This is a genomic window from Myxococcus sp. CA039A (assembly GCF_013336645.1).
Lineage (GTDB): Bacteria > Myxococcota > Myxococcia > Myxococcales > Myxococcaceae > Myxococcus > Myxococcus llanfairpwllgwyngyllgogerychwyrndrobwllllantysiliogogogochensis.
Window position 1 is genome coordinate 1 of record NZ_JABUMQ010000221.1, and the last position, 18933, is coordinate 18933.

The 18933-nt window shown below is 69.2% G+C and carries 14 protein-coding genes and 1 pseudogene; 5 read left to right on the plus strand and 10 right to left on the minus strand.

All coding sequences use genetic code 11. The features are described 5' to 3' along the window. Together HR086_RS30900 and HR086_RS30905 are read right to left on the minus strand one after the other, a co-directional pair. A partial coding sequence (locus tag HR086_RS30900) for a hypothetical protein (RefSeq protein WP_174467433.1) occupies positions 1-585 on the minus strand: 585 nt, incomplete at its 3' end. 122 nt (positions 586-707) lie between these two features. Next, the gene (locus HR086_RS30905; RefSeq protein ID WP_174467434.1) at positions 708-2531 is read right to left on the minus strand and encodes a Hint domain-containing protein; all 1824 of its coding nucleotides are present in this window, start codon (positions 2529-2531) and stop codon (positions 708-710) included. A 320-nt stretch (positions 2532-2851) separates the two neighbouring features. On the opposite strand from HR086_RS30905, the gene HR086_RS30910 reads away from it, so the two are divergent. Continuing rightward, a complete protein-coding gene (locus HR086_RS30910) occupies positions 2852-3769 on the plus strand; it encodes an RluA family pseudouridine synthase (protein ID WP_174467435.1) in 918 nt (305 codons plus the stop codon). A gap of 55 nt (positions 3770-3824) precedes the next feature. On the opposite strand, the gene HR086_RS30915 is transcribed toward HR086_RS30910, so the two are convergent. Next, positions 3825-4304, minus strand: a complete 480-nt coding sequence (locus HR086_RS30915) for a hypothetical protein (protein ID WP_141645077.1) — start codon at positions 4302-4304, stop codon at positions 3825-3827. Positions 4305-4489: 185 nt separating this feature from the next. Between HR086_RS30915 and HR086_RS30920 the strand changes: the two genes are divergently transcribed. Then, positions 4490-5158 (plus strand): cyclase family protein, encoded by a 669-nt coding sequence (locus HR086_RS30920; protein WP_141645076.1) that lies wholly within the window; start codon positions 4490-4492, stop codon positions 5156-5158. Between the two features lie 19 nt (positions 5159-5177). On the opposite strand, the gene HR086_RS30925 is transcribed toward HR086_RS30920, so the two are convergent. The 7 genes and pseudogenes from HR086_RS30925 to HR086_RS30960 all read right to left on the minus strand — a co-directional run bounded on the left by HR086_RS30925 (position 5178) and on the right by HR086_RS30960 (position 14580). After that, a complete protein-coding gene (locus HR086_RS30925) occupies positions 5178-7199 on the minus strand; it encodes a hypothetical protein (RefSeq protein ID WP_174467436.1) in 2022 nt (673 codons plus the stop codon). Then, entirely contained in the window at positions 7186-8307 is a 1122-nt protein-coding gene (locus tag HR086_RS30930; RefSeq protein ID WP_174453203.1) for a DUF3142 domain-containing protein, read from the minus strand. Before HR086_RS30930 ends, HR086_RS30925 begins: the two co-directional genes overlap by 14 nt. Positions 8308-8481: 174 nt before the next feature. Continuing rightward, complete coding sequence (locus tag HR086_RS30935; RefSeq protein WP_371745480.1) at positions 8482-9477, minus strand: RNA polymerase sigma factor; 996 nt, start codon at positions 9475-9477, stop codon at positions 8482-8484. Further along, positions 9474-10139, minus strand: a complete 666-nt coding sequence (locus HR086_RS30940) for a dihydrofolate reductase family protein (RefSeq protein WP_254626543.1) — start codon at positions 10137-10139, stop codon at positions 9474-9476. Before HR086_RS30940 ends, HR086_RS30935 begins: the two co-directional genes overlap by 4 nt. A gap of 22 nt (positions 10140-10161) precedes the next feature. Beyond that, positions 10162-11756, minus strand: a pseudogene (locus tag HR086_RS49825) (IS3 family transposase). Between the two features lie 106 nt (positions 11757-11862). Continuing rightward, positions 11863-12507 (minus strand): hypothetical protein, encoded by a 645-nt coding sequence (locus tag HR086_RS30955; protein ID WP_174453204.1) that lies wholly within the window; start codon positions 12505-12507, stop codon positions 11863-11865. A gap of 63 nt (positions 12508-12570) precedes the next feature. After that, a complete protein-coding gene (locus HR086_RS30960; protein WP_174453205.1) occupies positions 12571-14580 on the minus strand; it encodes a YgiQ family radical SAM protein in 2010 nt (669 codons plus the stop codon). A gap of 379 nt (positions 14581-14959) precedes the next feature. Here HR086_RS30960 and HR086_RS30965 point away from each other — a divergent pair, with 379 nt between their 5' ends. From HR086_RS30965 to HR086_RS30975, 3 genes are all read left to right on the plus strand, one after another. Next, positions 14960-15556 (plus strand): hypothetical protein, encoded by a 597-nt coding sequence (locus HR086_RS30965; protein ID WP_174453206.1) that lies wholly within the window; start codon positions 14960-14962, stop codon positions 15554-15556. A gap of 64 nt (positions 15557-15620) precedes the next feature. Next, entirely contained in the window at positions 15621-16562 is a 942-nt protein-coding gene (locus HR086_RS30970) for a type VI immunity family protein (protein WP_217442018.1), read from the plus strand. A gap of 101 nt (positions 16563-16663) precedes the next feature. Continuing rightward, positions 16664-18933, plus strand: a 2270-nt coding sequence (locus tag HR086_RS30975) for a DEAD/DEAH box helicase (protein WP_174467439.1), incomplete at its 3' end; no start/stop codon positions are given.

An 18933-nucleotide genomic window follows, 5' to 3' on the forward strand; every position in this document is an offset into this window, starting at 1 on the left:
TGGGGCGGGTGTCGCGTAGACCTCGGGACGCCAGATGCCGTCGCGGGCCAGGCGCACGCGCTCACGCAGCTCCGGCAACAGCTCCGGGTCCATGGGAGCGAGGCGCTGGGCAGGGGCCGCCACGAGCGGCTCGAAGACCTGCACTTCCTCCAGCCACCACGCCACGGTGCCGCGACAGGACGCACCCGGGGGCCACCACCAGGCGTCACGTCCAAAGGCGCGGGAGTCGTTGCCCACGGTGGACACCTCCGCGAGCCGGGCCATGGCGACATACGCGCCAGCGGGCAGCACGTCGCGGGTGGGGCATTCCAGGCCGTGTGCCCCGCGCAGCCACTCCACGGCCTCCTCGTCGTACTCACGGGTGGCGTAGAGGGCGAGCCAGCAGCCGAGCACGGCCTCGGGAGGGTGGAGCGGGTGGCGTCGCTCGGGGACACCGGGACGCGCGGGCTCCACGTCGTGGACGAAGACGCTCCACATGCCGTGGTGCGTGAGCGCCCACGTCCACGGCCGGCTCAAGGGCAGGTGGAACACTCCCATCCCCTTGCGCGTGTAGCGATAGGCGCCGGCGAGTGGGATGGAACTCATGGGGCCGCACCCTACACGACCGACCCGACATGATGCGCGGGCAGGAGGGCTCTCCGGACGGCCCGCCGCCGAGACGAAGACACCCGCCAGCCACGACGGCCAGCGGGTGCCGGTGCTTCACCTCACTTCGTGGCCGAGGCGCGACGCGGCGCTTCCAGCTCGCGCTGCATGGTGTCGTCGCCCACGAGCAGCCCGTCGGCGAACATGGTCCGCTCGTTGGGGCTCAGCGACTCCAGCTCCTCGGCCGTGCCCAGCTTGAGGTTGTAGACCTTGCCGTCGTACGGCACGCGCTCGGTGGCGGTGATGGTCGCCGTGCCCGTCTGCGTGCGCACGGTGTCCTTCACCTGGACCTTCTCCGCCGCGACCACCAGGCCCGAGGACAGCAGCACCGGGTGCTTCTCCGTCAGCCGCACGTCGTGGCCCTGGTCATCGCGCAGCCGGACCAGCGGCTTGGGCTCACGCCCGAAGATGAAGTCCTGCACGGTGAGCACCCGGCCGGCCGCGTTCGCGCGCACCTTGTCACCCACGCGCAGCGTCTCGATGGGCGCCAGCTTCCCGTCCGCCATCGTGATGCGCGTGCCCTCCGCCAGGCAGCTGTTGAGGACGTTGAGGTTGAAGGGGTTGGCGGGCAGCGCCGTGCTCGTGAAGGTCACGATGCGCGGAATCGCCGGGCCGCCACACGTCGACAACCCGTAGAGCGTCATGGACAGCACCACCGGCTCGTTCACGATGCGCTCCATGGTGCAGCCCGCGCCGCCGGACGCCGTGGTGTTCTGCGAGACGTTGACCAGCTGCTGAATCGTGCTGGTCCTCGCGCCCACCGGGAAGGCGTCCGAGAGGTCCGCCAACGTCGTACACGTGCCGCCCGACTCCGTCTTGATGAGGCGAAGCCGCGTCGTCGTCGCGCCGTTCTTCATCGCCTGGATGGTGCAGTCCGCCGTCGCCGAGGCCCCCGCGTCGAAGGTGCCCTGCAGGGGAATGTAGATGTTGGTGAAGTCGAAGGCGGTGCCCGGCTTGAAGGGGAAGTAGGCGGTGGGGTCGCCCGTCCAGGGGGCCCCCGTCTTGCGCAGCGCGAGCCCCGTGGACTGGGCCGGGAAGGGCGCCAGGGTGCCGCCGGCGTTGGCCACCATCGCGTAGTCGCAGTCCGCCCCGCCGCGAAGCTGGCAGGTGGTGAGGTTGATGTCCGGCCGAGGCCCCGGGCCCGCGAAGTGTGGATGGACCAGCGTGAAGGTCTGGGGCGTGGCCACCAGCGACGTCTCCAGGCTGGCGAACGAGACGTGCTCCTCACCCGTCTTGTCGTTGTGCGCCACCATCATCGACTCGATGATGACCTTGCGGTTGGCCTCCATCGACGGAGTCACGGACACGGTGGTGTCGTCGAACGTCCTGCCGTCGTTGTGCTCCTCGTTCGCGCTCGTCGACAGCACCGTCCGCTTCTTGCCCGCCAGGTCACTTTCATACGCGGTGACGTCCGTGAAGACGTGGGTCGAACCACCCGCGCAGGTGGCGTAGGGGCGAATCTGGAGCGTGGGCCGAGGGGCCTGGGCCTGGGCGTTGTCGGCCTGCTGGGCGCCCTTGCCTCCGGCGGTGCGCGAGTCCTCCACGTGGAGGAAGTGGTCGCAGTTCCATTCGGTGGGCTTCGGCTGCGGACCTCCGCGCACGGCCTTCGCCCGGGCGACGTCCAGCGTCTTCAGGGCGCGCGAGAAGTCCTTGGGAGGCGTCTGCTGTGCCACGAGCCCCTTGGCTCCCGCGGCACCTTGCGCGGCGACAGCCTCCTGGAGCCGGTGCTTCGCGTACTCGTAGTGGTCGTCGTTCGCCAGGTCCAGTTCGACGAAGTCCTCGTGCGGCGTGCGCTTCTCGAAGTGCGCGACGACGGCCTCACGTTGCTCTTCGACAGTCTTGGGCTTGGGTTGAGGTTTGATAACCCAGGGACACCCGGGTAGCAAAGACAGGCATGTAGCGAGAATGGCGAGACGGGTCGCACGACGACCGTGAGTAAAATTCATGACTCCCCCTCTGAGCAGGCCCTCGGTGAGCCCGGATAAGTACTGTCATACGCTCCGTGTTGAAAAGTCAACGTCTGACATATGGCATTGTGTATCGGTCAGGGACGACCCATCCCGTCGCATCGTGATGTCCGCTTCCAATGTGAAGGATTGTCTCGTCGAGCGTAGAGGGCCGGGCGCCCCGTGTTTTCAGGGGTGCTTCAGGGACAGGCTCACGCGCACATTGACTCCGTGCGCCGCATGAGGGACGGGGTGAGGCCATGGCGCTGCAGAAGGTCCCTGTCCCCCACGAGGTCGCCGGAGAGCGGCTGGATCGGTTCATCTCCAAGCACGTCCCCGGCTTCTCGCTGGAGCGTGCCCGGGCCCTCATCGAGGCGGGTGGGGTGCGCATCCGGGGCAAGAAGTGTCAGCCCACGCGGAAGCTGTGGGGTGGAGAGGAGCTCGAAATCGAGCGGCCGGAGCCGCGCGCCTCGCCGCGTTCCTCCGTGGAAGGGCCCACGCTGACGGTGCTCCACGACGACGCGGCGCTGGTCATCGTGGACAAGCCGCCGGGCCTCGTCGTGGAGCCGGAGGGGCGAGCGGCCTCCGTCATCGACCTGCTCGCCGCGCAGCGCCCTCCCTTCGACGTGGAGGGCCAGGCGCTGCCGGGCGTGGTGCACCGCCTGGACCGTGAGACGAGCGGCTGTCTGGCCTTCGCCCGCACGGACCCGGCGGCGGCGGCGCTCCTGCTCGCCTTCCAGGAGAAGCAGGTGGACAAGCGCTACTGGACGCTCGTGCTGGGCCAGCCTCCGGAGCACGGACGCCTGGAGGGGCCCTATGCGCGCAATCCCCAGGACCCGCGCCGCTTCACCACGAAGGTGCCCTCCGCGCGGCGGGCGGCGCTGTCGTTCGAGGTGCGCGAGCGGCTGGACGGAGCGGCGCTGCTGGAGGTGGACCTGGACACGGGGCGCACGCACCAGATTCGCGTGCAGCTCTCCGAGGCGGGCTTCCCGGTGCTCGGCGATACGCTCTACGGGACGGAGGCCGCGCGCGAGCATCCCGCAGCGAAGGCGCTGGGGCGTCAGGCACTCCATGCGTTCAGCCTGGAGCTGCCGAGTCTCTTGACGGGTCAGCCCGTGCGAGTCCAGGCGGAGCTGCCCGAGGACTTCCAGCGCGCGCTGGCCCTGCTGCGCCGCTGAGCGCGGGCGCGGGGCCGGACTCCACTCGAAGGCGTGGAGTCCGGCGGACGGCGAACTACTTCGGGTCCACCACGAGGACCATCCAGCGGTCCGTGGAGTGGTCGATGCGCACGTTGGCGGCACCGGCCTCCTGGAGCTGCTGCACGATGCTCTCCAGGAAGGTCAGGTGCTCCTTGGGCGCGTCCACGAAGACGTTCTTCGAGCCGGTGCCCTTGGCCTTGGGCTTCTTCGCGGGGGCGGCGCCGTTGAGCGCCTCCGGCGTCGCGGCGGCCTTGAGCTGGGCGGCGGCGTCCTCCACCACGGTCTCCGGCGCGCTCTCGACCTCGACCTCAGGCTCCTCCGCGACCGGAGTGGAAGCGACCTCCTCCTCGGCCTCCGCGCGCAGCTGGTTGAAGGTCTTCAGGTTGATGGTCGCCCCGAACTTCGTCTTGAAGGACTCCAGCGCATCCTTGCTGCTGATGTCCGGTTGCTGGCGGAAGAGGGTGAGCAGGAACGCGTGGCGCTCCTGGGTCTGCTCCTGGGAAGTCCTCGGCATAATCAAAACTCCTTCAACCCTTGGAAATGAAAGGCGGCGCAACCTAGCCGACGCTGTCCCGGGAGGAAAGGTGGTCGGGTGGACGCGGGGGCGGTGACTCTCCTGGTCCCTCGGCGGGCGAGACGGCCCGTGTGCCTGCCAGCCCTGGGCGCCAGCAGGGCGCTTCGTGTCCACCCTGGAGCCTCATGGAGACCGCTGCCGAGACGAACGTGCCCTCCCGTGAGTCCGCCACGTGGGTGGACATCTCCGTGCCCCTGCGGGACGGGATGGTGCACTGGCCGGACAACCCGGAGGTCCGCATCACCCGGGTGCAGGCCCTGGAGCGTGGAGACGACGCCACCGTCTCCCACCTGTCCCTGGGGGCGCACACCGGCACGCACGTCGATGCGCCCGCGCACTTCGTCCAGGGCGCGGAGGGCGTGGACGCGCTGGCCTTCGACAGCCTCCTCGGTGTGGCCCGGGTGCTGGAGATTCGAGACCCCCGCGCCATCCGCGTGGATGAGCTGAAGGCGCACGCGGTCCAGCCCGGAGAGCGCGTCCTCTTCAAGACGGCCAACTCCTCGCGGGGCTGGGCCGCGCAGCGATTCCTGCCGGACTTCGTGTACCTGTCCCTGGAAGGCGCGCGCTACCTGGCGGAGCGGAGTGTTCGCACGGTGGGCATCGACTACCTCTCCATCGGCAGTCCGGAAGAGGGCGTGCCCACCCACCAGGCACTGCTGGGCGCGGGGGTCTGCATCATCGAGGGGTTGGACCTGTCCTCGGTGAGCGCGGGCACGTACGACCTCGTCTGCCTGCCTCTGCGAATCGCGGGAGGCGACGGCGCCCCGGCGCGCGCCATCCTCCGGCGGCGCTGAGGCTCGGGCCCCACGGGCTTCAGGGGCTCGTCGCGCGGCGCTTGCGGCGCAGGTAGAAGGCGGCGCCGAGCACCGCCGGGAAGAGCAGCGCGCCGCCCAACATCATCAGTCGTTGGCGCTTGCCCAGCGCCTGTTGGGCTTGCTGGGCGCGGACCTTCTCGAAGTCCGGCTCGGGACAGGAGTGCCCGAAGGACCACCAGGGCTCGTCGATGGCGGCGCCCACTTTCAGGTACGTCTGCCACAGCCGCTGGACGCGTTCTGGCTCGCTGCTGGAGACGTAGCGCGCAGCGTGGCAGAGCATCATCGCGTACGCCTGGCTGCGCGGAGGAAGGAGCGCCGCGCCCCGCTGGGCGAGGTCCGCCGCCGTGGAGCGATAGTGGAAGCGCCACGGATACGGGGGCGCATGCGATTGCACACGCTGCTGCTCCGGCACTCCGAGGAGCGGTGTTCCGGACAGGGCCTCCCGGGACTGCTCCGCCCCGGCTGAGAGCTCTTCTTGTTCCTCGTAGGTGCCCAGGTCGTAGTTTCCATCCACCCAGCCCCAGTCCGGGGCGACCTCCGTGCCCAACATCTCCAGGCCCAGGCCGCGAGCGAGCTTCGCCGCCGTGAACAGCGCCTCCGCCTGAGTCACGGCGTCGTGGGCCTGGGTGCTCTGCTTCAGCGCGTCGGCGTACTGGCGCGCGGGCCCTTCCCACTGCGTGCCCTGGAAGTGCTCCAGCGCTTCATCGGCGCGCCCGGTGCGCAGCAGGCGCCGCGCGAGCAGCAGGCGCAGCCGCTGAGACAGGTCCGCCCCTTCGCCGACGTCATCGTCGTACCAGAGTTGCCCCACCTCGGGCTTGCAGCGCTCCTCCCCGGAGGGCGGGTGGGCCGCGACGAAGCGCTGGAGTTCGTCCACGGACAGCACCCGCTCCGTCACATAGGCCAGGTCTGGCCAGGAGCAGCTCGCCAGCATCCGCTCGGCGGCCTGGAAGAAGTCACCTCGCGCGAGCGCGAGCACCCCGCGCTCTCCCTCCACGCGGCAGAGGGGACGGCGCGGCACCATTCCCTCGCCCACCCAGTCCTCCGACGCCGGGAGCCCGCGCGCGGCCTCCGACAGATAGACCTCCGCGGACGACGGGTCTCCCCGGCGCAGCGCCAGCTTGCCCTTCACCCACGCCGCCAGCGGGGTCTGCCCGTGCTGGGCGAAACGCTCGGCCAGGTCGAACCGACCCGCGCGCCAGGCTCCCGCCGCCAACCGGTCCGCTCCCGCCAGCCCCTGCACCGACGCGAGCGCTTCCAGCACGGCGGCGAGGCCACCGCCCGATGGGTCCTCGGACCAGTACCACTCCTGGCCACGCGTCCACACGAAGGTGGTCATGAGCCGCTGCGCCAGCGGGTCCTTCAGCGCGGCGTGGAGCCGGGCCTCATCGCGGGCGAGCGCGCGTGCGACCATGAGCAGCGAGGTCACCGCGCCTCCGCTCCCATGAGCGGCCTGCTCCGCGTACAGCCGGATGGCGCCAGCATCGTCTCCCGCCCGGAGCAGGCCGCGCGCCTGCTCGCCCAGGCTGGCGACCGCGAGGCCCAGCGGGTCGTCGAAGCCCTCGCGCGCGAGTTGCCGCGTGCGCTCGAAGCCGTGCTGCGCGTCCTGCTCGAAGCCCGCGCCCGCGTTGCGGCCCAGCATGAAGGCGGCGAAGGTGGAGTAGTGGCGGCGCTCCCCGGCCGGCAGCGCGAGCACGTCGTTGAAGCGGGCGCGCGCCGTCTGCGCATCTCCGCTTGTGAAGGCCCTGGCGCCCGCCTCGTACAGCTCCGTCTCCCGTGCCCCGCCGCCTGTGCGTGCATCGACGGGCTCGTCTCCACCCTCCATCACCCGGAACGACTCCAGGGGCTTGGGAGCCAGTCGTGTGGCCTCGAGCGAGAAGGCGCCGTCTGGCAGCTCGCCGAGGGTGCCCGCGCGGTCCACGAGGAGTCGATGGGGAAAGTCGGGTCCGCAGGCATCGGCCGAGCGCACCGGCGCGAGCAGCATGAGGACGAGCAGGGAGGCCAGCAGACTACGGAGCCACAAGTGACACCTCGGTTCCCCGCACGAAGCCGATGACGCGTCGTTCGCCAGCGCGCAGGCGGGGAGGCGTGCGCGCCACGAGTGAGGTCCCTCGCGGGGCATAGCCGCCCACGCCGTCGAGGACCTCCAGGTTTCCAGAAAGGGTGAGGCGCGCGGGCGCCTCGGTGTCCACGCGGCCGGTGTTCTCGAGGACGATGTCGAGCGTGCCGCCTCCCGCGTCCACCAGCCGGGGCTCCAGTCGGGGCGTGAGCTTCTCGCCGCGCACCACCGCCGATAGCGTGCTCAGGCTCCAGGACTCCGCGTCGCCCGCGTGTCCGAGCCGGAACCAGACGATGCCCTTCATGCCCTTCACCGGGTGCTCCCGCAGTTGGGTGAGCAGGCGCGACACCTCGTGGGGCTCGGACGTCAGGAGCCGTCCGTCGCGAAGCCGCGCGCGGTAGGTGGGCAGGGCAATCCGGAAGGGATGGGGCGAGGCCTTGGCCCACGCCTCGATGAAGCCGCGGGCCTCCTCGGGGGCGAAGAGGGAAGGGGCGCGCACGGCATGCACCTGGACGACGATGTCGTCGGGGATGGACGTCAGGCGCTCCAGGGCGGGCGAGTTCGCCCAGGTGGGCAGCGCGGTGATGGAGAGCGAGAGGTCTCCGAGCCCGCTCCGCTCACGCGCGAGCCAGTCCGCGTAGGCGGGCAGGGAAGAGGTCGCGCAGTCGTGGTCCACCTCCACGCCTCGGACTCGCACGCCGCGCGCCTTCCAGTCGCGGGCGAGCGTCGCCACTTCCTGGAGCGACACGCCGTCGAGCGGCGCCGTCCCGTCCACGCGGAGGACGGCGACCACCTCGCGCCCCGTCTTCGCCAGGGCCGGCACGTCCACCGCCACTGTCACGGGGACCCGCGTGGCCCCGGAGCGCTCCCGCGCGAGGATTCGCAGGGCGCCCAGCTCCGAGGGCAGTTGCGTGAGCGCGTGCCCGAGCTCCGGGCTCCAGTCCCGCTGCCACACGTAGACCTCGTGTCCCAGCGGGGGCGCGGGGGCGCGGGCACAGCAGAGCAGGAGGCACAGCCCCACGCTCGCGAAGCTCGCGAGGACTCTTGGCCAGGACAGGGGTGGGGTGCTCATGCGGAAGCGCTGGAGGGCTCGCGGGGCTCGTCGAAAGGCGCGTGAGCCCACGCCTCACCATGGTGCCACAACGGCATGACGTGGGCTGCACCCCCACGTTCCGCCTGAATGCCAGGCGGGTCCGTTCACGTGCCGTGGGGGCCCTTCCCCCTCTGGACGGACCTTCCTCGGCTCCTACCGGCCATCCACCCAGTAGCGATAGCCGTTGACCCGGTAGGGCACGCCCAGCTCCATGCACAGCTCGGCGATGACATCCGGGGTGAAGAAGTAGTTGCGCACCCGGACGATGCGCTCGCCGTCCGTCTCCACGGCCATCACGGTGCGAACCAGGGGGCCCTCTTCGTGCTCGTACCAGAAGACCAGAATGGGCGAGCCGCGATACGCGCGGACTTCGCAGCGAGGGCTGGTCGACAGGTACCCTTCGAGCAGATGGGGGGGGACGCCTCCCCGCTCGTCGAAGGTGATGGGCGCGAGCGTTCCGGCGAAAGACCCGGTGTCCGGATTCTTCGGTGCGTCCTGGCCGTACTCGGTGACGACGCCGACGATTTCCACGCTGGCGCTGTCGAGCAGGAGGTCGGTCAGTCGCTCCAGGTTCCGGGCATTGAACGCCGCACAGAACGCGTCCAGCACCGCGGGCGCGGGTGCTCGAGTCATGGGCTCCTCGGGCACCGCCAACAGGCCCCGCCCCCGATGGAGCGCGGACTTCACCGCGCCCACCGTCGTCGAGAGTGCGTCCGCGATTTCCTGGAGCGAGAAGTCGAACACATCCTTGAGGACCACCGCGGCCCGCTCCTGGGGAGACAGCCGCACCAGCAAGGAGCCAGCGGCCTCGCGTGGTGCCCGAGGGTCCGGCTCCGTCGCTGAATCCACGGGCGCCTCGAAGGTGAGCTCGAGGCGCATGCGCCGCATGCGGTCCACCCAGAGGTTCGAGGCCACCCGGAAGATCCACGCGCGTGGATTTGGAAGCGCCATGAACACCGTCCCGAGCGTCACGAACGCTCTCGCGAGGGTGTCCTGAACCAGGTCCTCCGCGTCCCACGGGCTGCGTGTGAGGTGGCGGCAGTAGCGAAAGAGCTCGGGACGCATCGGCTCGAAGACGTCGAGGAACCGATGCCAGGACGACTTCACCTCGTCGCTCAGCGCGTTGATTTCGGGGGGCGACTTGCTCACGGTGTCATCGGTTCATAGCAGAGGACCACCAGGCCCTGACCGAGCTGGGTCGTTCGGACCAGCTTCAGCTTCTGTCGGGCTTCGATGTCCTTGAAGAGCGGTGTGCCTCGCCCGAGGAGCACCGGATGGATGATGAGCCGATACTCATCGACGAGTCGAAGCCGGGTGAGGGTCGAGACGAGCCCCGCGCCGGCCCACGCCACAATCGGCTTGCCGGGTTGACGCTTCAGCTCGGTGATTTCCTCGGCGATGCGCTCCTTGATGATGCGGGTGTTGTTCCATGCGGCATGCTCGAGCGTCCGCGACAGAACGACCTTCGGCAGCGCGTTCATCTTGCGGGCGAATACGAGGTCCTGGGGAGAACGGGGGTTGAGCTCCGCGTTCGGCCAGTAGGCCAGCATCTCCTCGTACGAGCGCCGTCCGTACAGCGCCAGGCCGACCGAGTCGATCATCTCTTCGCAGTACTGCTCGAACTGAGGATTGCCGTCCTCGAACCAATCGAGCCGCCCGTCGGGGTCCGCGATGAACCCGTCGAGCGAGACGATCATGGAGACAAAAAGGCGACGATTGCTGGGTTCCTGGATTGTCATCCCCGTCAGACGAACCGGCGACCCAGAAGGATACTTCCCCTCGTCACAAAGGGTCGTTTCGGTGAGCGTCAAGGTAGATGTCGCGTGAGAGGGTTCAGCCGATGCGCTTCATCTCCTGCACGGCCGGGGAGAGGTTCGGAGAGGGGCCGGGGCCGAGACGGACGGGGCCTGCTGGCGTCCAGTTGCGCGTGACGCGGCTCCAGCGCTCGGGGTGACGGGCTCGGGCGCGCTGGTACACCTGGTGGCGTCGAGTCAGCAGCATGGCCTCGCGACCGAAGTGCCTGTCGTCAGGCGTGACGAAGCGGATGGCGGAGTGTCGGTGCTCCGTGTTGTACCAATCCACGAAGCGCGTCACCCAGTCGTGCGCATCCTCGACGGAGGCAAAGGGCCGCCGGGGGAAGCTGGGGCGGTACTTCAGCGTGCGGAAGAGGGCCTCGGAGAAGGCATTGTCGTCCGAGACGCGGGGCCGGCTGAAGGACGGGGTGACGCCCATCCATTGCAAGGTAGCCAGCAGCGTGGCGCCCTTCATGGGGCCACCGTTGTCCGAATGCAGCACCAGTCCCTCGGGGCAGCCCGCCTCCTGCCAAGAGCGGCGGATGAGGACCGAGGCATGCGTGGACGACTCCTCCTCGTGCACCGCGAAGCCCATGATGCGCCGGCTGAAGACGTCCACCACCAGGTACAGGTAGAGGAAGGCGCCCTTCACCGGGCCCTTCAGGTAGGTGATGTCCCAACTCCAGACCTGGTTCGGTCCGGTGGCGGTGTGCTCGGCCCGGGGCCTGGGCGTGGGCGCCTTGGCGTGGCCTCGGTGGGCCAACTGGCCCGCTTCGCGCAGCACTCGGTAGAAACTCGCCTCGCTGGCCACGTACTCGCCCCGGTCCGCCAGCCTGGGGACAATCTGCTTGGGCGAGGCGTCCCGGAACTCCTCGCTGTTGGCCACCGCCAGGATTCGGCGCCGCTCCACCTCGGACAGCCGGTTGGCTGGCCGGGTACGAGGTCCGCACCGCCGGTCCTCAGCCGTAGCGGGCTTCCTCCAGCGTTGAATCGTGCGCGGGGCTACCCCGAGCCGCTCGCAAATGGCCTCCAAGCGCACGCCCCTCTCCAAGGCCTCGTCGACGTGGGCGAGCGTCACTTCTCGCTCTTCTCGTCCGCTGCGTCGTCCTCGTCTGCCAGGTGCCTCTCGTCCCACCCCATCGCCTGAAGTTTTTTTTCGAGCACCAGCAGCGCCGCCGTCTCCGCCAGCGCCTTCTCCTTGCGGTGCAGTTCCCGCTCGAGCTCCTTCACCCGCTTCTCGGCGGCGGCCAGGCGCTTGCGCTCCTTGACTGGCAGCGGCTCACTCGCCGTGCCTGAGAGTGCACCCGCGGCAGCCTGCTGCCACTCCCGCAGCTGCGCTTCGTGCAGCCCCTCTCCACGCAGCAACGCCCCCAACTCCTCGCCTTTGAGTTCCTGGGCCGCCGCCAGCACGCGCAGCTTCTCCTCGGGTGTCCACTTCTTCGGCACGGGGGAGGGCGCGGGCTTCTTCTCTTCGGACGGGGGCGTCATGGCCGCTACCCTATTCGCCGCTCGCAACCACTGCGACAACGTTGGTTGGGACACTCCCACCTGCCGGGCCAGTGTCGAGGCATTCACCGCGCTCGGGCCCATCATCCGCTTCACCATCTGTGCCTTGAATGCGTCTGTGTACGGCACTTCAACCGCCTGCTCTCGCCCCCATCGGGTGGTCAGCTCGGCACGTCAGCCGAGGCGACTTCTTCCCTGACACAGGGGGGTTTCCAGCACAGTGGAGTGACGGGCTTCAGCGCGCGCGGGCGCGTGCGGGTCGTGGCGGCTGGCTGTGGTCGCAGTGCAGGAGCGACGGCGGGTCGAAGCAGGTGAACTTCTGGTCGACCAGCCTGCACACGCCCCGAGGCGTGCTGGCGCAGCGCACCTCCGTGCGGGTGGCCTTGCAATCGAAGCCGCAGGCCACGGCCTCCGACGCATTGACGCAACGGGGCCTGGGCGTCTCGGCGGCGTACTCGTGGATGACGCTCTCCGGCGGGTCCCAGCAGACGAGCTTCCCGAAGTGGGTGCTGCAGACACCGTAGGGCGTGTCGTTGCAGGCCACCTCGCCGTTGAACAGGCGGCAGTTGAAGCCGCAGGCCACCTTGCCCCGGATGGACTTGCACTCGGGGCTCACGGAAGTGAGGGGTGGGTGCTGGATGGCCACCCGTGGCGGGTCCCAACAGTAGACGCCTCCATTGGTGACCTCGCACGTCCCGTAGGGAGTCTGGGCGCAGTCGATGTCGGAGACGCTCGTCTTGCATTGAAAGCCGCACACCGTGCGCCCCTGGGAGCTGATGCATTCAGGGGTGGGCTGAGGTGGTGGAGGTGGCGGTGGCAGCTCGACGCGGGGCGTGGGCGGCGCGGAGGCCAGCAGCAGCAGGGCGAGGAAGGGGAGCATGTGGCCCCCCGACGCAACGCCGCGCGGTTTATTCAAAGCCCCGCGCAATCCCTGTCACTTTCCTCAGCGCGGTCGCGAGCCCTGGCGTCCCGGGCCCCGGGCCCCCCCGGAACGAGGCTGCGCGGCGGGGGCCTGCGTGTCGCGCGGTGCGTCGTCGGCGTCGCGTGCCTCGGTGCGCTGACGTCGAGCGGCCTCGGCGGGCGTCTCCGGAGGGACGAGCGCCTGCGGGCCTCGGCCGATGAGGTCCGAGCGGCCTGCCTGCCTCAGCGCCTCGCGCGCCAGCGGCCAGTGCTCCGGGTTCCAGTAGAGCAGGAGCGCCTTCTGCAGCCGCTTCTCGCGCAGACCCTGGGCCGTGTAGACGGGCTCCATCTTCAGCGGGTCGATGCCGGTGAAGTACATGGCGGTGGCCATGGCCATGGGGGTGGGGATGAAGTCCTGCACCTGACGCGGCCGCTTCCCGTTCTTCTTCAGCCACAGCGCCAAATCCACCATGTCTTCCAGCGTGGAGCCGGGGTGGCCGCTGATGAAGTAGGGGATGTCGTACTGCTCCTTGCCGGCCTCTTCGCTGGCGCAGGCGAACATGGCCTGGAAGCGCTCGAAGCTCTCGATGCCGGGCTTCTTCATCTTCTCCAGGACGCGCGGCGAGACGTGCTCGGGCGCGACGGAGAGCTGTCCGCCCACGTGGTGCGCCGCCAGCTCCTTCACGTACTCCGGCGAGCGCTCGGCCAGGTCGTAGCGGACGCCGCTGGCGATGAAGACATGCTTGACGCCTTCCTCCTCGCGCACGTCCTTCATCAGGCTGATGAGCGGGCCGTGGTCCGTCTGGAGGTTCTCGCACACGCCCGGATGGACACAGGACAGCTTGCGGCAGCGCTTCTCGATGTCCTCGCTCTTGCACTTGAGCTTGTACATGTTGGCGGTGGGGCCGCCGAGGTCGGTGATGGTGCCTCGGAAGTCGCCCATGCGTCGCAGCGCGCGGACCTCGCGCAGCACGCTCTCCGCGGAGCGGCTCTGGATGACGCGGCCTTCGTGTTCGGTAATCGAGCAGAAGGTGCAGCCGCCGAAGCAGCCGCGCATGAGGACGATGGAGTGCTTCACCGTCTCGTACGCGGGGATGCCCTCGTTCTTGTAGAGGGGGTGGGGGACGCGGTTGAAGGGCAGGTCGTACAGCTCGTCCATCGCCACGGTCTTCTCACCGGTGGCGGGGTTGCCCACGCCGTCCTCCAGCGGGAGCGCGGGCGCGTTCATGAAGATGGCGCGGTTGCCGTGGCGCTGCGCGAGGGGGCGCGCGTTGCCCGGGTTGGTCTCCATCTGGAAGTCGCGGCTCATCACCGCGAAGGCCTGCTTGTCGGTGACGACGGACTCGTAGGGCGGCAGGACGACCGTCTTGCGGTCCGCGGCGCGTTTGGCCGGGTCGGCCTCGTGGACGCGCATCTGCTCGTCGCTGATGAGGTACGCGGTGCCGCGCACGTCGCGGATGTCCTCGATGCGCTCGCCGTTCCTCATGCGGTCGGCGACTTCCATGATGGGGCGCTCGCCCATGCCGAAGACGAGCAGGTCCGCCTTGGCGTCGAAGAGGATGGAGCGGCGGACCTTCTCGCTCCAGTAGTCGAAGTGGGCGATGCGGCGGAGGCTGGCCTCGATGCCGCCGAGGACGATGGGGACGTCGGGGTAGGCCTCGCGGCAGCGCTGGGCGTAGACGATGGTGGCGCGGTCCGGGCGGCAGTTGGTGCGGCCTCCGGGGCTGTACTGGTCCTCGGAGCGGTTCTTCTTCTGCGCCGTGAGCCGGTTGAGCATGGAGTCGAGGTTGCCGGCGGCGACCCCGAAGAACATGCGCGGAGGCCCCAGCGCCTTGAAGGGCTCGGCCGAGTGCCAGTCAGGCTGGGGGATGATGCCCACCTTGAAGCCCCGGCCCTCCAGGAAGCGGGCGATGAGCACCGGGCCGAAGGCCGGGTGGTCCACGTACGCGTCTCCCGTCACGATGATGATGTCGCACTGCTCCCAGCCACGCGCCTGCATGTCGGCACGGGTGATGGGCAGGAAGGGATGGGCGTAGCGAGTCGGAAGGGCCATAGCGGTGGGGCGGGCTGCTTCGGGGGCGTCTCTCCTAAACACCCCCTGAGCCACGAAGCAAACAGGGCGGAGCGGGGGTGTACACCCAGCAGGGCCTCGTGCCCACCTCGCCTTCCTGGCCCGTGGGTGACTGGCCGGCCTGAGGGGCCCTGGAGGCAGTATCCTGTAATTCATGATTATACCGTCAAAGCGGATGGGCTTCCTGGCGGTGGTGAGGTGGTGGGTCCTGGGGTTTCTGCTGCCGGTGTCATGTGCGACGACGGCGCCGGGTGGGTCGAGTCCGGGGACTCCCGCTCGTTACGAGCAGACCGTGGATTCAGCCACGAACGCTTGTGGGAAGAACCCCGCCTGCTACACGCAACGTGGGAGTGAGGCCATCATGCCCACGCTCCCGCGTGTGGTGGGGGTGGCTCGGGCTGTCGGTGCGGCGTTTCGAGTGCTGGAGTCCGCCGAGCTGGCGCGCGTGGAACAACTCCTGGTCCAGTGTGCGAAGGAGGCGGACCGAGAGGTCAATGAACGCGAATACGGGCTTGGGAAGCGGCCCGATGATGCGGAGTGTGAACGCGTGGTCCGATACGATGGAAAGGGCAATAAGGTCAGGCGCCGCATGGATTTGGGAATACTGAAGCACGAGGTGGCTTTTGCGTGCGTGAGGCGAGAGCTGGTGCGGCTCTTCCCCGACAATATCTCCGTGGAGCCGCGCTATCGGCTAGACCCGGAGACGGGACGGTATGTCCTCACCCAGGTTTGGGCGAAGTCGCTCAAGCCAGACATCGTGGTCCACTTCTCTAAAGATCCCAACCGGGTCCAGTGTGTTTACGACTTCAAGTTTCCATGCACGACTGCCAGCAAGAGCAATCCCCTTGCGAACGACGGCACACTGGATCAATTGAGCAAGTACAAAGATCTAGGGCGGCCTTGCTCTCCGTCGATCGTCACACCTCAACTTGGGGTCAGCCATGTCAGCCCAGAGTGAGCGCTTCCCGCGCATCCGCCGTTTCGCCAACCGTCCTGATGGCGAGCGACTGGTGGTTCGGGATGTGCTGCGCATCGTGTATTACATGCCACATGACCATCAGGAACTCGCTGCTGGTATCGAACATGCTCTCGGAGTCTATCGGCGAGCCGTGGGGGAGGGCCCCGCAGGACTGACCCAGTCATGGGAGGATGGTGAATCCATTCGCCTCAATTCCGAGGAATGGGAAATCGTTCGGGCCTCGCTACGTCCGAGCCCTTCGAGGTGGTTTTTCGAAGACGTCCCCGAGACCGATCCGTTTTACCGGCAGATGTCCAAGACACAGACAGACCGCTCTGTGCTCCTGACTGGCGGAGACCAGTCTGACGACAACGGGTATCTGTTCTGGTATCAGGCGCGCCTTCCCTCTCGAGAGCCTTCCAGGACAGGCGCCAGTCTCCTGAGGGCCACGCTTCCCACCGAGTACGTCGAGGCCCATGGCCCCGGGCACGTGCGAGAACTGGCCATGGAGATGGCCGCTGGATTGCCGCTCTCCTCCGGCCATGCGGGGCTTGCGCTGGCTCTCCATACGGCCAGCTGGCACGCCCTTCCTCGACTGAAGGAGGAACTCGCCCGCTACCCCGGAGTGGATGTGCCAGGAGTCCTGACTCACTGGCACTTGGGCGACCGGGTCGATGGCGTCCACTGGCTGAACTTCTTGGGCCCCTCGCTGCTCGAGTCCCTGGGAGGCCAGGCGAGCTTGCGAGCCCGACTCCATTCACCGGGGACCACCGTTCAAGACGTGGGCACTTCGGGTTCTGCCGTGGTGACGCTCGGTGCGTGGCCCGAAGCCGGAGACCTCTCTCTTGGTGACAACCTCCCTGCCTACCGTGAGCTGGCGCGGGTCCTGGAGCCCTGTCTGGAGGAGTTCCATCCGAGGCATGCAACGGTCTGGAGCGGGTATGACTCCGAACCGGCGTACTCCGAGGAGGAAGTCCGTCGCTGGTGGCGGCGCTTCCTCGACTGACGCCAGGGATGTGGGGGCGTGGATGCGTTGACGGGGATCCACCTGTCCCCTACCTTCGCGCGCCCGTACCCGGCCTGGCCGAAGGGCTCGGGCCCGCCGCCATGACGCACCGGACGCACAACGAAGTCTCCGAAGGGCGCCCCGCGCCGCAAGAGGGAGACTCCGTCCGAGAGCTTCACGTCGAGTACGACGATGCTCCCGTCCCGCCACCGTCCTCGCGTTCCAGTGCGTCTACGCGACAGCTCCCACACGCGGACCCGACCGACGACGTATCCTCGACTCCCGCCTCCGTCCTGGACCCGACGGAGGACATCCCCCGGTCGCCCAATCCGTTGCTGGCCCTTTCCCGCTCGAAAGGCCGGAGCCCGAAGCCCGCCGCGCCTCTCGCCGAGTCCTCGACACCCGATGAGCCGCCCGCCCGCGATGTGGCCGCGCCCACCGACGTCACCACGTCCGAGCGCGAGGTCATGCAGGCCGCCGTGGCGACCGGCAAACGCCGCGAGGCCTGGCGCCCTCCCGCCTATCTCCCCGATGACCTGAGCGACGCGCTCCTGTCCGAGCGCAGCCAATACCGCGCGAAGCTGCTGCAAGACGTCCGTCAGGTCAGCCTCCAGGGCCCGAGTGTCATCTCCCTGGTCCCCGTGCCCGCCGCCGACCCGGACTGGTCCGGTGGCTCCCTGCTCGGCTTCCTGGGCGAGGAGTGCGTCTTCGGCGGCGACGTCGTCCACCTCGACTTCGAGTCCGGCCGAGTCTTCGCCGCTCCCGAGCACGGCGATGACGTGGACCGCCGCGCCCTCTCCGCCGAGCGCTGGTGCTACCGGCCCTATGACTTCGCGGAGGCGCTTTGCACGGCCGCCTCGGCCTACGAGGAGCGACAGCCCGCGCTCACCCAGGCCCTGCGTCGCGCCAGCGGCGAAGAGCCCGCCACGGAGGTTCGCGCCCAGCACGCGGAGTTGATGCCCGCCGACCGCCTGTGGGCCCAGCCCTGGGGCTGCATCTGGGGCCCTCCCGGCACCGGCAAGACGACGGCCATCGCGGACCTCATCGCCCGCGCCCTGCGCGCCTTCCCCGGGGAGCGCATCCTCGCCGTCGCTCCCACCAACCGCGCGGCGGACGAACTGGTCCTTCGCGTCAGCGCGCTCCTGGAGCGCGAGCCCATCCCCCTGCGCCCCCTGGCGCGCAGCATCTTCCGGGGTGGCACCGGCGCCAGTGACGCGCTGGCGAAGCTTCCCACCGTCACACTCGAGGACACCAAGGGCGGCAAGCTGCGCGCGAGCATCGAGGAGCGCGAGCGCGAGCTGTACCTCCAACGTGTCCGAGGCGGCCCCGCGCACGAACTCGCCAAACTCCAGGCGGAGCTGCGCGGCCTGCGCGGGAAGATGAAGGACCCCACGCTCAAGGAAGCGGAGAAGGGCGACTGCCCGCTCATGGTCCTCACCGTGCACCGCGCCCTGCGTCTGGTGTCGGAGCTGGAAGGCAAGAGCACCTTCGCGCGACTGGTAGTGGACGAGGCCGGCATGGTGACTCGCGCCGCCACCGCGCTGATGGCGCCGCTCGCCGAGCGCGTGACGCTCGCCGGAGACCCCAAGCAGATTGGCCCCGTGTCTCGCGCCGCCGAGGGCGCCGGACGCGGCACCCAGAAGTGGCTGCGCGCCAGCGGCCTGTCCCACCTGGAGGACGCGGTGAAGGACGCCGCGCGGGCGGACGTCCTGCTGCTGCGCACCCAGCACCGCATGCACCCGGACATTGCCCGCGTCGTGAGCCACTTCTGCTACGGCGGCGCGCTGGAGGACGGTGACATCGTCAAGGCCCGCGCGCAGAAGGCCCCGCCCGTGCCCGCGTTCGCCGCCACGCGCGCCGGCTGGGTGGTGCTCGACGGCCTCAGTCGAGATCCGAAGCGCCTCACCCATGGCCGGGGCGAGACAGGCTCCGGCTACCAGCGAGAGCTGTCCGCAGAGCTGGCCGTGTCGCTTGCCCGTGAGGCCGTGCGCGCGGGCCTCAGCGTCCTGTGTGTCACGCCCTACCGCGCCCAGGCCGCGCTCCTGCGCAGGCTGGGCACGTCCGCCGGGTTTCGCGGTGACGCCTTCAGCGCGTCCACCATCCACCGCCAGCAGGGCACCCAGTACGACGTCGTGCTGGTGGACACCGTGGCCGGAGGCCGTCCCTTTCCTCCGCACACGCTGGTGCCCATGCTCAACGTGGCCGCCAGTCGCGCGCGCGATTACCTGCTGGTGCTCGCCTCTCGCGACGAGGCCCGGGGCGCCACCATCCCCCAGCGCTTCCTGTCGCTGCTGCCGCGCCTGAAGGTCCACCCTGGCACGCCGCTCCGCCTGGAGCCGCTGCCCATGCCGCAGCAGCCCCAGCAACCACC